The sequence below is a fragment of the Streptomyces sp. NPDC021562 genome (assembly GCF_040640875.1).
In the GTDB taxonomy this organism is placed as follows: Bacteria; Actinomycetota; Actinomycetes; order Streptomycetales; family Streptomycetaceae; genus Streptomyces.
Genome location: NZ_JBFACN010000002.1, coordinates 430,929 through 445,444, shown reverse-complemented (window position 1 = coordinate 445,444; position 14,516 = coordinate 430,929). Strand labels below are relative to the sequence as shown.

General features: G+C 74.0%; 13 protein-coding genes. 3 read left to right on the top strand and 10 right to left on the bottom strand.

Translation table 11 applies throughout. The annotated features are described in order from the left end of the window. The coding region (locus AB0G52_RS04460; protein WP_361333562.1) for an RICIN domain-containing protein at positions 1 to 1,046 on the top strand (1,046 nt) is incomplete at its 5' end. Positions 1,047 to 1,126: 80 nt separating this feature from the next. Here the strand turns inward: AB0G52_RS04460 and AB0G52_RS04455 are convergent. From AB0G52_RS04455 to AB0G52_RS04445, 3 genes are all read right to left on the bottom strand, one after another. Next, a complete protein-coding gene (locus tag AB0G52_RS04455) occupies positions 1,127 to 3,109 on the bottom strand; it encodes an ATP-binding protein (RefSeq protein ID WP_361333559.1) in 1,983 nt (660 codons plus the stop codon). Beyond that, the gene (locus AB0G52_RS04450; protein WP_132888521.1) at positions 3,106 to 3,765 is read right to left on the bottom strand and encodes a DUF4255 domain-containing protein; all 660 of its coding nucleotides are present in this window, start codon (positions 3,763 to 3,765) and stop codon (positions 3,106 to 3,108) included. The genes AB0G52_RS04455 and AB0G52_RS04450 overlap by 4 nt, the downstream gene beginning before the upstream one ends. Before the next feature lie 125 nt (positions 3,766 to 3,890). Next, positions 3,891 to 4,541 (bottom strand): response regulator transcription factor, encoded by a 651-nt coding sequence (locus tag AB0G52_RS04445; RefSeq protein WP_132888520.1) that lies wholly within the window; start codon positions 4,539 to 4,541, stop codon positions 3,891 to 3,893. Between the two features lie 408 nt (positions 4,542 to 4,949). Between AB0G52_RS04445 and AB0G52_RS04440 the strand changes: the two genes are divergently transcribed. Next, positions 4,950 to 7,691 (top strand): LuxR C-terminal-related transcriptional regulator, encoded by a 2,742-nt coding sequence (locus AB0G52_RS04440; RefSeq protein ID WP_361333555.1) that lies wholly within the window; start codon positions 4,950 to 4,952, stop codon positions 7,689 to 7,691. A gap of 10 nt (positions 7,692 to 7,701) precedes the next feature. On the opposite strand, the gene AB0G52_RS04435 is transcribed toward AB0G52_RS04440, so the two are convergent. From AB0G52_RS04435 to AB0G52_RS04420, 4 genes are all read right to left on the bottom strand, one after another. After that, entirely contained in the window at positions 7,702 to 8,937 is a 1,236-nt protein-coding gene (locus AB0G52_RS04435) for an amidohydrolase (RefSeq protein ID WP_361333552.1), read from the bottom strand. Positions 8,938 to 9,059: 122 nt separating this feature from the next. Then, positions 9,060 to 9,998 (bottom strand): MIP/aquaporin family protein, encoded by a 939-nt coding sequence (locus tag AB0G52_RS04430; protein WP_132888517.1) that lies wholly within the window; start codon positions 9,996 to 9,998, stop codon positions 9,060 to 9,062. A 141-nt stretch (positions 9,999 to 10,139) separates the two neighbouring features. Then, positions 10,140 to 10,805, bottom strand: a complete 666-nt coding sequence (locus AB0G52_RS04425) for an SDR family NAD(P)-dependent oxidoreductase (protein WP_361333549.1) — start codon at positions 10,803 to 10,805, stop codon at positions 10,140 to 10,142. A gap of 73 nt (positions 10,806 to 10,878) precedes the next feature. After that, positions 10,879 to 11,790 (bottom strand): alpha/beta hydrolase, encoded by a 912-nt coding sequence (locus AB0G52_RS04420; RefSeq protein ID WP_132888598.1) that lies wholly within the window; start codon positions 11,788 to 11,790, stop codon positions 10,879 to 10,881. A gap of 68 nt (positions 11,791 to 11,858) precedes the next feature. Here AB0G52_RS04420 and AB0G52_RS04415 point away from each other — a divergent pair, with 68 nt between their 5' ends. Next, positions 11,859 to 12,335, top strand: coding sequence for a MarR family transcriptional regulator (locus tag AB0G52_RS04415; protein ID WP_132888515.1), 477 nt, complete (start codon positions 11,859 to 11,861; stop codon positions 12,333 to 12,335). A 19-nt stretch (positions 12,336 to 12,354) separates the two neighbouring features. Here AB0G52_RS04415 and AB0G52_RS04410 read toward each other — a convergent pair whose 3' ends face one another. The 3 genes from AB0G52_RS04410 to AB0G52_RS04400 form a co-directional block, all read right to left on the bottom strand. Continuing rightward, entirely contained in the window at positions 12,355 to 12,783 is a 429-nt protein-coding gene (locus AB0G52_RS04410; protein WP_132888514.1) for a cytidine deaminase, read from the bottom strand. A gap of 88 nt (positions 12,784 to 12,871) precedes the next feature. Continuing rightward, complete coding sequence (locus AB0G52_RS04405; protein ID WP_132888513.1) at positions 12,872 to 13,540, bottom strand: hypothetical protein; 669 nt, start codon at positions 13,538 to 13,540, stop codon at positions 12,872 to 12,874. A gap of 89 nt (positions 13,541 to 13,629) precedes the next feature. Beyond that, on the bottom strand, positions 13,630 to 14,379 hold the full coding sequence (locus AB0G52_RS04400; RefSeq protein WP_361333545.1) for a DUF4232 domain-containing protein: 750 nt from the start codon (positions 14,377 to 14,379) through the stop codon (positions 13,630 to 13,632). Positions 14,380 to 14,516: the final 137 nt, after the last annotated feature.

Sequence of the window (14,516 nt, the reverse complement as noted above, 5' to 3'; positions counted from 1 at the left end):
TCGACAACCTCGGCAACACCAAACTCACCGCCTCCGTCAGCGGAAACGACAACGGCGACCAGCTCACCTACGACCTCCACCCCAGCAACGTCCAGATCCAACCCGGCCGCGCCGCCTTCATCGACGCCACCCTCAAACCCCGCAAAATCATCTGGTTCGGCCCCAAAGAACAACGCCCCTACCGGCTCACCGTCCAACGCTCCGGAGTCCAACCGGAACAGATCGACGGAACCTACGTCCAGCGCGGCTTCCTGCCCCGCTGGCTCGCCACCCTCTTCGGCACCCTCCTCGCCCTCGCCATCACCTTCGCCCTCATCTGGTTCAACTACAAACCCCAGGTCAAAAGCCTCGCCCAGGAACAGGTCCAGGAAGCAGGCGTCAGCACCCTCGCCCCCAGCCCCTCGGCCAGTGCCCCACTGGTGGCCGCCCCCGCGCCCACACCGTCCGCGGTCGCGCAGCAGCCGGCGAACGACGCCCCCGCCTCGCCGGACACGCAGTCGGGCGGCGGAGGCGGCCAGGGTCAGGCGGCGCCCAAGCCGAAGAAGAAGACCGCGAAACCGGTCGTACCGGCCACGAACGTCCTGCTGCTCAACACGACGACGAGGAAGTGCGCGGACATCCCCGGCTACGGCGACGGCACCAGCGACGGGCCGGTGGAGGAGTTCACCTGCGACCAGACCACCGCCGACAACCAGCTGTGGGACCTGGAGGTGCGCTATCCGAAGGACGGGCCCGGGTCGGCCGCGCTCTTCCAGATCCGCAACGCCAAGGACCAGCTCTGCATGGACCTGCCCGGCTACGGGTCCGCCCGGCTGTCCGCGCCGATCACCGAGTACAAGTGCGACGGCACGAAGGCCGACAACCAGCTCTGGTGGGTCGAGAAGCAGCCCAGCGGCGCCTACTGGATCCGCAACTTCGCCAGCGACAACCTCTGCCTGGACGTGGCCGGCTTCAGCACCGGCGGCAACGGCACCAACCTGACCCTGTACTACTGCTCGAACACGGACGACCAGGAATGGAAGATCGTCCGGCCGTCCGGCGACTAGGGCGTGTTGCGAAAGTCCCGCCTGCCGCGCGCCGGGCGGACGACGGGACTTTCGCAACACGCCCTCGGGCCCTTCTGGGGTCACCAGCTCCCGGGCACCAGGCGGCCCGCCTTGCGGTACTCGCGGCGGGCGCCTTCCAGGAGGTCGGCCGCCGAGACCCGCTCCGCACGGCCGGCGGCCAGATAGGCGGCGGTCACCACCGCGCTCCGGATCGAACCGCCCGCCAGCTCGAAGTCCCGGGCCAGCGGGCGCAGGTCCATGTCCTCCTCGCTCGGGACGTGCGCCAGCCCGTGGTGCCACAGGGCCAGCCGCTGCTCCTCGTCGGGGAACGGGAAGTCGATCACCAGGTCGAGGCGGCGGGTGAAGGCCTCGTCGATGTTGGCACGCAGGTTGGTGGTCAGCAGCGCGATGCCGTTGAAGGCCTCCAGGCGCTGCAACAGGTACGCCGACTCCAGGTTGGCGTAGCGGTCGTGGGCGTCCTTGACCTCGGAACGCTTGCCGAAGACGGCGTCGGCCTCGTCGAAGAGCAGCACGGCGTCCGTGCGGTCCGCCTCGGTGAAGATCCGCTCCAGGTTCTTCTCGGTCTCGCCGACGTACTTGTCGACGACGGAGGAGAGCTGCACGACGTAGAGGTCCAGGCCGAGTTCGGCCGCCACCACCTCGGCGGACAGCGTCTTGCCCGTCCCGGACTCCCCGGCGAACAGCCCCAGCACCCCGCGGCCCCGGCCGCCGCCGGCACTCAGCCGCCAGTCGCCAAGCACCCGGTCGCGGTGCCGGGCCCGCAGCGCGAGTTCCCGCAGTTCGGTGAGCGGGCGTTCGGGGAGCACCAGGTCCCGCCAGTCGACGGCGGGCCGGATCCGGCGGGCGTGCTGTTCGAGCCCGGACGCCGACTGCTGGCGGGCGGCCAGCCGCAGGTGCCCGGCGGCCAGCGGGGTGCCGTCGAAGGCGGCGAGGTCCTGCGCGGCGCGGGCCGCGCGGGCCAGCCGGTCGCCGCCCAGGTGGTACGGGGCGACGGTGGTCGCGAGGTCGAAGCCGGGGTCGGCGGGCAGGGCGGCCGCCCAGGCGTCCAGGGCGGAGGCCTGCCGGGAGGGGACCTCCAGGACGAGGGGGTCGCGGCGGTCGCACCACTGGGGGTCGTAGGGGTGGGCGGCGGTCAGCAGGACGGTCACGTCACCGGCCGCGGTGCCCAGCGCCCGCACCAGCGGGCCGGGGTCGGCGCCGGCCTCGACGAGCAGCGCCCGCCCGCTCAGCCGCGCCTCCAGCAGCAGCCCGGGGACCTGTTCCTCGGTCGCCGCGGTACACCGCCAGGCGGCCGTCCCCGCGTGCCGCAGGGCCGCCACCGCACACCCGAGTCCCTCCCCCTCCCGCCGCTCCCGCAGATAGACGAACCCGGCCCCGCCCCCGGCCCACCCGGCCAGCCGCCGCACGAACTCCGCGCCGCTGTCGTCGCGATCGGCGGCGAACTCGTCGTACGACGGCTCCCGCAGCAGTCCGGAGAGTTCCGGGGCCGGGGTGTCGTCGCCCAGGAGATGGGCCAGCACCCGGTCGGGGATGCGCAACGAGCGGCTCAGGAAGGGGCGTTCGGGTTCCTCCACGGTGAGCAGGCCGAGCGCGGTGAGCGGGGCCGTCGGATGGAACCGGGCGCGAGCCGCGGCGAGGTGGGCGGGGACGCCGTACAGGTCGAGGGCGAGACCGGTGGTGGCGCGACGCCGGCCGACGTCGTCGTTGAGGTAGCCGTACAGCGGCTCGAAGGTGCGGTCCAGGTCCGGCGCGAGGGCGATGAGGAGGATCGCGGCGTCGAGGTGGGTGAGCCGCAGGCGGGTGGCGAGTTCGGCGAGCCGGTCCGGGAAGTCCTCGCCCAGGGAGGGAAGTTCGGCCGGTTCCGGCGCCGGGCTCAGCAGGTGCCGTACCGCCTCCTCGGAGAGGTAGAGGCCGCGCAGCGGGTCGGTGGCCGTGGGATCGCCTGCCGAGCGGTGCTCGACGAGGGCGGCGGTCCGCTCGCGCAGGCCGGCCAGCCTGGCCAGCAGCGGGGCGACCGGCTCCAGGGAGACGTCCAGGGTCACGCGCGCCCCTCACGGACGGCACGGGCCTCGGCGACCTGGCCGGGCCGGTGCGCGCGCTCCTCCAGCACGGGGGCGGCCTCGTCCAGTCCGTCCCGTACCCGGACGACGGCGCCCTCGGTGACGGGCGGCCCCGCGTCGTACTCGGGGTAGGCCGGGAAGGGCGCGGTGATCACGACGTCCAGGGACGGCTTCAGCTCACCGCCGAGCGCCGACCAGATCTCGGCGAGGGAGCGCGCCTCGGACTGGATGCCGGCGCAGGACAGCGGGACCGTCAGCCCCAACGCGCCGAGCGAACCCGGAAGTTCGGAGGGATGGATCAGCTCCCTCGGGATCAGCGTCGCCAGTACCGCGCTGATCAGCCGGTGCTCGTCCTCGGGCCGCTTGGTCCACGCCGTCACCAGGTACGACAGCCGGAACCAGCGGGGCGGCTGGCGGCGCTTGACGACGACGTCCCGCTCGTCGCGGATGTCGATGTGCCCGCGCTGCCGCCGGTTCACGTCCTCCCGGATGTCGTACAGATAGGTGTTGATCACGGGGCCGTTGCGGCGCGCCGACCAGTCACGGGTCGGTGCGTCGAAGGAGACGTCGATGCCGGAGCCCTCCAGCGCGCCCCCGGTCAGCAGGTTCCGCAGAACCTGGTCCACCTCGTGGATCACGCCGAACTCACCGCTCCCTGGCTCACCTGTCGCCCAGCTTCCATCCTGCCGCCCGCCGGGCGCACCCCGCAGGCACCGCCGGGCAGACCGCGCTGCCCCGGAGCCGGTGCCCGCTGCCCGTTCGGTCAGATGTAGCCTTCCCGGAGGGCATGGGCCACGGCGTGGGCCCGGTTGCGCAGGTGCAGTCGGGTCGTCAGCCCGTGCATGACGTTCTTGACGGTGCGCTCGGAGTAGGACAGCTTGCTGGCGATCTCACCGGTGTCGAGCCCCTCGGCGACCAGCCGCAGTACGTCCACCTCCCGGGCGGACAGTCCGGACGCCGGAGCGCCCGGACGCCCGGCGGCGTTACGGTGCAACGTGCCGACCTGGTTGATGAGCCTGCCGAGCAGGTCGGCGGGCAGGTCGCCGTCGCCCCGCGCCGCCGCCAGCACCGCCTGGGCGACCCGGAGTTCGGTGGCCTCGTGGCGCCAGACGATGGCGCCCACCCCGCACTCGATGACATCGAGCAACTCCGTCTCGCGCAGCGCCCCGACGACGAGCACGGCCCGGGCGCCCTCGCTGCGCACCACCCGGCGCAGCCTGGTCAGCACCGGTTCGTCGAGGCCGTCGCTGATGAGCAGCGCGACCGTGCCGGGGCCGCCCTCGGACTCCTCGCGGACCTCGATCTCCGGGTGCCGGCGCAGCTGGCTGAGCGCGCCCTCACGGGAGATGGGGTCCGGTGCGTACACGGTGACGGGCGTGCGCCCGACCGACGCAGATGAGCTGTGGCTTGCCAACCGCTTCCCCTATGGACACGTGCCCGTCACCCCTGAGGGAACGGTGACAGGCGGGATTACTCCAGCCTGCTGTGCCCAAAGGGGCAGCGACAATCGTGGAGCACCACGACAGGGACCACGAGATGTGGGGTGGGAAGGGGTGAGAGCCGGGGGGGGCGTGTGTCGGCCGCGGGTGCGTGGTGGCTGGTCGCGCAGTTCCCCGCGCCCCTGTCTGGGGGCGCGGGGAACTGGGCGAACGGCCCCCACCGGCCCGCGGCCGACACACGACCCCCCTGACCCACATCCACAGCCCCGTATCAAATGTGCCGTCCACGCAACAAACCCCGGCCCACCCGCGCCCCTCCACAACCTGTCCCACCCCCACCGCCTCTAACCCTCCGAACACCAGCGCACCGCGAGGAGCCAGGAATGACCCATCCGTCCCCTGAACTCGCCGCCGCCACAGCCCTGTTGGCCGAGGAGGCCGAGCGCACGCGGACCGGCAGCGGCCGGCTCGTGCTGCTCCGGGGCGCCACCGGAACCGGCCGCACCACCGTCCTGGAAGCCGCCGCCGCCCAGGCGACCACCCTCGGCCTGCGCACGCTCCGCGCCCGCTGCTCCCCGGCCGACACCCCCATCTCCTTCGCCACCGTCCTCCAACTCCTCGGCTCGGTGCCGGAGTTCGCCGACCTCGCGGTCGACGGCGACGAGCGGTCCACCGCCGCCGGGCTCTGGCGGCTGCTGCGCGCCTACGCCGACGCTTCCCCTCTCCTCGTCTCCGTGGACGACGTGCACCTCGCCGACGCCCCCTCGCACCGCTGGCTGGTGGAGGCCGCCCGGCACATAGACCGCTTACCGATCCTGCTCGTGGTCAGCGAGCGCAGCCAGTACGACCTCGACCCGCCCACCCCGGGCTTCGCCCACACCCTCCCCCCGGCGCTGGTCCGCACCCACACCCTCGCCCCCCTCACCCCCGCGGCGGCCGCGGCCCGGGTGCGTGACCGGTTCCCCGACGCGCCCCGGTCCTGGGTCGACGACTGCGTGCACGCGGCGGCCGGCAGCCCCCTGCTGCTGCGCGCCCTCCTGGACGACCTCGACACCGCCCGGCACCCGGAGGTGCCCGAGACGACCGCCGCCCTCTACCCCGGCGCCTACCCGGCGGCCGTCCGCTGGTGGCTGGACAGCGCGGGTCCGGCCACCACCGAGGTCGCCCGTGCCCTCGCCGTCCTGGAGGAGGACCCCGGTACCGGCGTCCCCGGCACCGGCCTCCCCGACAACGAAGTCACCCCGCTCCTCGCCGAGCTGGCCGACGCCGACCCGACCCGGGTGGCCGGCTGGCTCACCGCCATGACCAACCTCGGCCTGCTCACGCTCGGTCCCGACGGCCGCCCGCACTACCCGCACCCCCTGCTGCGCGACGCGGTGCTCGCCGGCGTCCCCGCGGCCCGCCGCCGCACCGCGCACCGGGCCGTCGCCGAGGCGATGCTGCGCCAGGACGCGCCCGCCGAGGCCGTCGCCCGCCGGCTGCTGTCGACCGGGCCGGTGGGCGCCCCCTGGGTACCGCCGCTGCTCCAGGACGCGGCGGCCGTCGCCCTGTACGAGGACCGCGCCGAGGACGCCGTCGGCTATCTGCGCCGCGCCCTGGAGGAGCCCCTCGCCGACCACCACCGGCAGCGGCTGCTGACCGAACTGGGCTCACTGGAGTACGCGGCGCCCCGCTCGTCCGCCGCGATACCCCGGCTCGCCGAGGCGGTCCGGCTGCCCGCCACCCCGCAGAACCGGGTGCGCGCGGCCGTCGCCCTCGGTACCGCGCTGACCGGCCGGGGCCGCACCCGCAAGGCGGTCGAGCTGCTGCGGTCCGTGGACGGCGAGCTGACCGGCCGCCCCGACCTGACCCGGACCCTGCACACCGCCTCCGTGCTCCTGTCCGACCAGGACCAGGAGGTACGGCAGGAGCTCTACCGGCGGCTGTCCGAGACGGCCGACCGCTCCCCGGAACTGGTCGGCACGGCGGACCGGGCCCTGCTCGTACGGCACTCGGCGTCCGCCGGGCTCACCTCGGCCCGGGAGGCGATGCGGGAGCTGCGCACCCTGCTCGCCGCGCCCGCCGACCCGCTCACCGAGCCGTTCCTGGTCGGTACGGCGGCCACGGTCGCCCAGTGGGCCGACGAACTCGACGAGGCGGAGCGGCTGGTGGACCGCGGTCTGGCCGGGCAGCGCCCCGACCTGCTGCACCCCATGCACCAGGCCCTGATCAACTGCCGTACGGACATCGCGGCGGCCCGCGCCGACCACACCCGCCCGGCCGTCGTCCCGGAGTCGCTCGCGCCGACCAACGCGCACGCGCACCTGCTCGTCGCCCTCGTGGAGACGGGCCGTACCGCGCGGGCGATGGAACTGGTCGCCGGGCTCGACCTGCGGGACGCGGCGGACTCCTGGGAGCTGAACCGGTTCCTCTACGCGCGCGGAGTGGTGCGGGCCGCCGCCGGCGACCCGGCCGCCGCGCTGCTCGACTTCCTGGAGTGCGGACGCCGCCAGGCGGCCCGGGAGGTGGTCAGCCCCGTGGTCACCCCCTGGCGGACGGCCGCCGCCGAGTGCCGGCTGGCCCTGGGCCGCCCCCTGGAGGCCATCGCCCTCGCCGAGGAGGAGCTGCGGCTGGCCCGCGTCTGGGACACCCCGCGCACGGTGGGCCGGGCGCTGCGCGTCCTCGGTACGGCCACCGGTGGCCGGCGCGGCCTGGAACTCACCGAGGAGGCCGTACGCCTGCTGCGGGACGCCGGTCCGGCCGGTACCGAACCGGCGCTGGCCCTGCTGGCGCTCGGCCGCCAGCTGGCCGCCGCCGGTGAGGCGGCCCGCGCCCGCGACTGTCTGCGGGAGGCCGCCGGGCTCGCCGAACGGCTGGGCGCCGTACGGCTGGTGGAGCTGGCCGAGGGGAGCCTGCGGGAGGGCGGCGCCCGGTCGGCCAGGCGCCGCACCGGCGCCGCCTCCCTCACCGGCAGCGAGCGCCGGATCGCGGAACTCGCCGCCGAGGGACGCACCAACGGGGAGATCGCGGCGCTGCTCCATCTGGCCCGTCGCACCGTGGAGACCCATCTCACGCACACCTACCGCAAGTTGGGGATCCGCCGGCGCGCGGACCTGCGCCCGGCCCTGGACCAGGGGCCCCGGTGAAGCAGGGGGGTCAGGTGGCCAGCCAGTGGGCCGCCGCCGCGAGCAGCGCCCGTACGCCCGTCTCGATCGTCGGGTCCGGGACGGGGGCGAAGTGCGGGGAGTGGTTGGAGGGGATCTCGGGCGGGATGCCGTCGCGGACCAGGGCCTCCAGGTCGACGTCCGCGTAGAGCGCCGGGTCGGTGCCGCCGACGAACCAGAACACGGAGGGCGCGCCGAGGGCGGTACCGAAGGCGCCGAAGTCCTCGCTGTTGGGCACCGGTGACGTCAGTTCGAAGGTGAGGCCGGGGAATTCGGCGGCCAGTGCGGTCTGGACGGCCTCGGTCGCCTCCGGGTCGTTGTGGGTGACCGGGAAGGAGTCGACGGGGACGATCTCCGGTTCCCGCGGCGCGGCGGAGGCGGCGGCCTCGGCCCGGACGATCCGCTCGACGGCCGCCAGCACCCGTTCCCGTACGGCCGTCGTGGTGGACCGTATGTTGATCTTCAGTTCGACGCTGTCCGGGATGATGTTGTCCTTGGTCCCGCCGTGGATCGAGCCGACCGTGACGACGGCCTGCTGGCCCGCGGCCACCTCCCGGGAGACGACCGTCTGCAGCCGCAGCACCACTGCGGCGGCCAGCACCACCGGGTCGACGGTCGCCTCCGGCGTGGACCCGTGTCCGCCCCGCCCGAACAGGGTGACCCGCAGGCTGTCCGCGCCCGCCATCAACGCCCCGGCCCGGGTCCCGACGAGACCGGCCGGTGCGCCCGCGACATGCTGGGCCAGGCACACGTCCGGCCGTGGGAACCGGTCGGCGAACCCGTCCGCGATCATCTTCGGCGATCCGCCCACCTCCTCGGCCGGCTGGAACACCGCCACCACCGTGCCGCGCCACCCGTCCCGCACGGCGGCCAGCTGCCCGGTCGCCCCCAGCAGCCAGGCCACGTGCATGTCGTGCCCGCACGCGTGCATCACCCCGTCGTGCGTCGACGCGTACGGCAGCCCGGTCCGCTCGGTGACCGGCAGCGCGTCCATGTCGGCCCGCAGCAGGACGACCGGACCGTCCCCGTTGGCCAGCACGCCCACCACCCCGGTGCCGCCGACCCCTTCGGTGACCTGCCAGCCCTGCGCCCGCAGCCGCTCGGCCACCAGGGCCGCGGTCCGCACCTCCTGGAAGGACAGCTCCGGGTGCGCGTGCACGTCCTCGTAGAGCGCGCGCAGCTCGGCCAGCCGCTCGGGCAGACCGGTCAGCAGGGGACTGGTGCTCATGGCGTGTCTCCAGGGGTGAGGGGGCCGCTCGACCGTCGGGTCCCGGATCGGCATCTGCCTCGTGACGGTACTTCACGTGCCCGCGCGCTCCCCGCACGCCCTCGGCTCGCCCGGCCGGGCCGTCAGTCCTCGTCCACGGTGGGCCGGGTGCGTCCGGGCTCGGGCAGTTCGCCCAGCTGGAGCCGGGCGTGCAGCACGTCGCCGATGAACAGGTCGTAGACGAGCACACCGATCACACCGCCGATCAGCGGACCGACGATCGGGATCCACCAGTAGCCGCTGAACCAGGCCCCGTCCCCCGGGAACGCGTAGCTCTTCCACCCCGCGAACCAGGTGAGCAGCCGCGGCCCGAAGTCACGGGCGGGGTTGATGGCGTAGCCGGCGTTCGCGCCGTAGGACATGCCGATGGCGGCGACGACGAGGCCGATGATGAACGGCCCGAGGTTGGCCCCCACGGCCGTGTTGCGCATGTCGATGACCGCGACGATCAGCATCACCAGGAAGGCGGTGCCGACGATCTGGTCGATCAGCGGCCCCCAGGTCCCGCCGTGGAAGTACGGCGCCGGGAAGGTCGCGAAGATCGAGAAGGTGGCCTCGGTGTGGCCGCCGACCTTGGGCGGTTTGGACGCGGCGTCGAAGGCGCTGATCGCGTCGTGGTAGACGAGGTAGACCAGCGCGGCGCCGGTGAGGGCGCCGAGCACCTGCGACACCCAGAAGGGCACCACTTTCGCCCAGGGGAACCTGCGGCGCACGGCGAACGCGAGGGTCACCGCCGGGTTCAGGTGGGCGCCGCTGACGCCGCCGGCCACGTAGACGCCGAAGGTGACGGCGAAGGCCCAGCCCCAGGTGATCAGGAGCCAGTCGCCGGCGGCGAGGAAGATGGTCGTGGGCGTCGCCGCGCGCCCGGACCCGGGCAGTGCCGCGACGGCCGTGGCCACGACACCGCACCCGAACGAGATCAGGACGAAGGTCCCGAGGAACTCCGCCAGGCACTCACCGAACAGGCCTCCACGGCTTCTCAGCCGGGAGGGCTTGAGGAGCGGAGGAATTTCCACAGCCATCGTTGGCCCCCTTCAGCCATCGCCGGCTCCCGGTGGGGAGCATCAGGCCGAACACCATTTTGGCTCACAAGTGATGTTTGCGCAGGTTTGCCCGAATGGCGCGATGACGGGGGGTCACGAGGCGGAGGGGCGATCGCGGGGTCAGCTCTCCAGGTCGTCGGCGTAGTGCCGGAACCCGTGCCGGTCGCGGTGCATCCCCCAGAGTGTCTCGGCGAGGACGGCCGGGTCCTTGCGCGGATGTCCGGGGACGATCGCCCCGGGAACGACCAGCTGCCCCACGTGGACGCCCTCCCCGGCGAGCCGGTCGTGCAGGAGGTGCCCGTACGCGCTCTCGGCGGCGAAGGCGACGGAGGTCCCGGCCCGGTCCGGGTGCGGGATGACGGCGGTGCCCCCGTTGACGAACAGGATGGTTCCGCGCCCCAGCTCCCGCATCCCCGGCAGCACCTGCTGCACCGCGGCGACGGGCCCGTACACCGAGAACTCGACCGGCCCGCGCAGGTCGGCGTGGGTGGTCTCCAGCACGGGCCGCATGAAGTCGGCCTGCGGCACGGGGCTGTACTGCAGCACCTCGACGGTCCCCAGCTCCTCCGCCGCCCGCGCGAGCGCCGCGGCGAGGGCGTCCGGATCCCGTACGTCGGCGGAGTACCCGCGGGCCTCGACGCCGAGCCCGGACAGCTCCCGGACGAGCGCGTCGAGCCGCCCGCCGTCCCGGGCGACCAGCGCCACCCTGAACCCCTCCCGCCCGAACCGCCGGGCGACCGCGGCCCCCAGCCCCGGCCCGGCCCCCACGATGGCGACACTGCTCACGACACGACTCCTGACGACCCTGACGACCGAACCGGCAACCGACCCCTACCTCCGTACCGCACGCCACCCCACTTCACACACCCGCGGCGTCGGTGCGCAGGCGCTGGGTGAGGAAGAGGGCGGCTCGGTCCAGGGCCTCGTCGGCTTCCTCCAGAACGCCCGCGAAGGCCTGGAAGACATGGGGGACGTCGGCGGTGATGTCCAGGACGACGTCCACCCCGGCCTCCCTGGCGCGCTCCGCCATGCGCGTGGAGTCGTCCAGGAGCACCTCGTTGGTACCCGCCTGCAGCAGCATCGGGGGGAAGCCCGTCAGGTCGGCGAGGACGGCGGGGCTGAGCAGCGGCTGGCGCGGATCCTGCCCCGCGAGGTACATGTCCCCGGTGTGCGCCAGCTCCGCACGGGTGAAGTACGGGTCGGCCCCCGCCTTGGTGTCCATGCTCCGGCCCGTCCGGGTCATGTCGAGCCCGGCGGAGAACCCCACGATCGCGGCCGGCACCGGCAGGCCCGCGTCGCGGGCGGCGAGGCAGGTGGTGACGGCGAGGCCACCCCCGGCGGAGTCCCCGGCGAGCGCGATCGCCGAGGGGTCCTCGCCGCCGTCGAGGAGAGCGCGGTAGGCGCTCAGCCCGTCCTCGACCGCGGCCGGGAACGGGTGCTCGGGGGCCAGCCGGTAGTCCAGCGAGTACGCCCTGAACCCCGTCCTGTCCACCAGGTTGCCCGTCAGGGACATCGCCGTCCGCGGTGAACCGAACACGTAGGCGCCGCCGTGGAAGTAGAGGACCGTCCCGGCCCGCGCGGCGCCGGCCGGTTCGACGAGCTCCGCGGGCCGCCCGCCGAGCGTCACGGACCGGGTGCGGATCCCGGCCGGGACGATCATCTCGGCCATCAACTCCCGGAACCCCGCACGGAGCTCCGCCACCGACCGGGGGCCCTCGGGCCGGGGCCGCCGGACCATCGCGTCGATCTCCGCGCGCTGTCGCCTGCTCATCGTCGCCTCCATGAACGCTTGCATGCCAGGGAACTATATGCCTAGGAATCTAGGATAAGATATATGCCATGGCATCCAAGTCAAGCGGTGGCCGGGTCGACCTCCCGGGCTTCTTCTCCGATCTCGTCCGCTGCGAGACGCGCCTGTACAACGCGCTGAACGACCGGCTGCGCGAGCGGCACGGGATCGTCACCTCGCAGTTCGAGTCCCTGCGCTTCCTGCGCGACCACCCGGGGGCCCGGGTGGCGGACCTCGCCGTCGAGTTCGCCATCGGGATCGGTGCCACCAGCAAGAGCACCGACCGCCTGGAGAAGCAGGCCTGGGTGGTCCGGCGCACCAACCCGGCGGACCGCCGCTCGTCACTGCTGGACCTGACCGACGAGGGCCTGCGGCTCGTCGAGGCGGCGGAGGAGACCTTCACCCGGACGCTGGCGGAGCTGACCGCGGACCTTCTGGGCGGCCCTTCGGGAGCGGCCGCCGCACAGGTCCTCGCGGAGCTCCGCTCGGCGCTCGAACGCGACCGCGTCGGCCTCCCCACGGGCTGACCGGCGCCCGCCCGCGGGTTCAGTGCGGCTGGTCCGCGCCGGCGTCGAGCTGGTGGTCGGCCCAGACGTAGGTCTCCGGCAGCAGGTCGGCGACGGCGACGGCCCGGACGCGGTCGCCCGAGCCGACGATGACCTTGAGGTCCGGGAAGTAGTCGAGGAGAACCTGCCGGCACCTGCCGCACGGCGGTACGACGCCCCGGTCGCGGTCGCCCACGGCGACGACGGTGTCCAGGTCGTAGGCGCCCTGGGCGGCCGCCGCACCGATGAGGACCAGCTCCGCGCACGGTCCTCCCGTGAAGTGGTAGGCGTTCACCGCCGTGACGATCCGGCCGTCCCGGGCCCGGGCCGCGGCCGCCATGGTGTGGTTCTCGCCCCGGCAGCGCGTGCGGGCCACCCGCGCCGCGGCCTGGACGAGTTCGTGATCGACGGGATGGGTCGGCGTGGTCATCGGCTCTGCCTCCGTGGGATCTCGGACGACGGGCCGTGCTGCCCGCCCGCCCGTGATCCTGGCGCACGACGCGCGCCCGGCGTACGGGTCAGTCCTCCGGAGGCCGCGCCTCCATCAGGCGTTCCGCGATGTCGTCCGCCCAGCCCTGGGCCCAGAGCCGGAGCGCGGTGACGGCCCCGGCGTCCAGGCCGAGGACCGTGAACTCCCTGTCGTCCATCCATTCCGTGCCCGTCAGCCGGGCCTGGAGGTCGGCGAGGTCGAAGGTGTCCCGGGCGTGCCGGCGGCCCAGGTCCTCCAGGTCGGGCAGGGACCAGCGGTCCGCCGCGGCGTGCACGATCAGCAGGTCACGGGGCAGGCCGCGGTCGGCCAGGGCCCAGACCCGCATGCCGACCACGTCCTCCAGGGACAGGGTCAGACCCAGTTCCGTGCGGACCGGGGGGTGCCAGAGCGCCTCCTTGAGGATGTCGACCTCGCCCTCGTCCCCCGAGACCACGTCGGTGACCACGAGTTGTGCGGAGAGCGGGTCCGCCTCGCGGGTGACGACGCCCCAGCCGTGGTCGCGCAGCGCCGCCGCCACCGTGCCGGCGATCATCCGCATGGGCGCCGCGTGCTGCGTCGCGACGTCGAGGGTCCGGCCGGGACGGTCGAACAGGCCGTGCGCCTGGGCCGCGTAGTCGCCGGTCAGCGCCAGGGGACAGGCGGCACCGGCCGACAGGACGTCGGGCAGCAGGCGGCGGTGCAGCTCGGTGAGCTTCACCTGGCGGCGGCCGGTGTCCCGTGGGGGCGTCCGGCGGGCGGGTGCGGTCGGGCCATGCCCCGATTATCGCGGGCCGCGAAGCCCCGCGCCTAACGGGTGACCGGGCCGATGTACGTCCCGGGGTGTGTCGCACCGTCCTGGAGCACCAGCGCGCCGCCGTGCCAGGGCAGGTCGTACGACGTGCGCTGGTTCGGCGCGGTGATGACCACGGTGGTGGGGGTGAAGGCGGTGGAGTCGCCCTGCTCCGCGACGAGGTAGGTCAGGGTGAAGTGGGCGGCCGCGCCGCTCGCCAGCGTGACCCGCTGCGGGGTGGCGTCGGTCCGCCGGAGCGACCACTGCCGGCCGCTGTTGACCAGGTCGACGCCCGGGAAGCCGTACATCGTGCAGGTGTGGCCGCTCTTGTTGGTGAGCGCGACCACGGCGTGCTGCTGGCCGCTTCCGCTGCCGGCGTCGGCCCAGGAGTAGCCGAGCTGGGAGGCCTGGCAGGCGGCCACAGAGCCGGCGGCGGAACCACCGGCGGAGGAGCCCCCGGAGGCGGCCGCACCCGACGTACCGCTGCCGCTGCCGCCGCCGCTCCCGGAGCCGGAGCCGGTCGTACCCGTGGACGTGCCAGCGGCGCCCGACCCGGACCCGCCGGCGGAACCGGACCCGCCGGTCGAACCCGACCCGCCGGTCGCACCGGACCCCGTCGCGTCACCGGCCGCCGGTGCGGCCGTGCCGCCGTCGGAGTGCACCGACCCCGACGCGGTGCCGTTGCACGCGGTGAGCAGAGCCATCAGCGCGGCGGCACCGGTCAGGGCGGCGGCGGTCTTACGGAGGTGCGTACGGCGGTGCGACATGGGATCCCCCAGCGGTGCGTTCTCCCCGGCTCTCTGCCGGACACCTCTTTCGATGCCGCCCCGTCAGGGGAAGTTCGGAGATCGCCGTCACGAGCCCGTCGTGGTCACGTCACACCCGTCGTTACAGAACGGCGCCG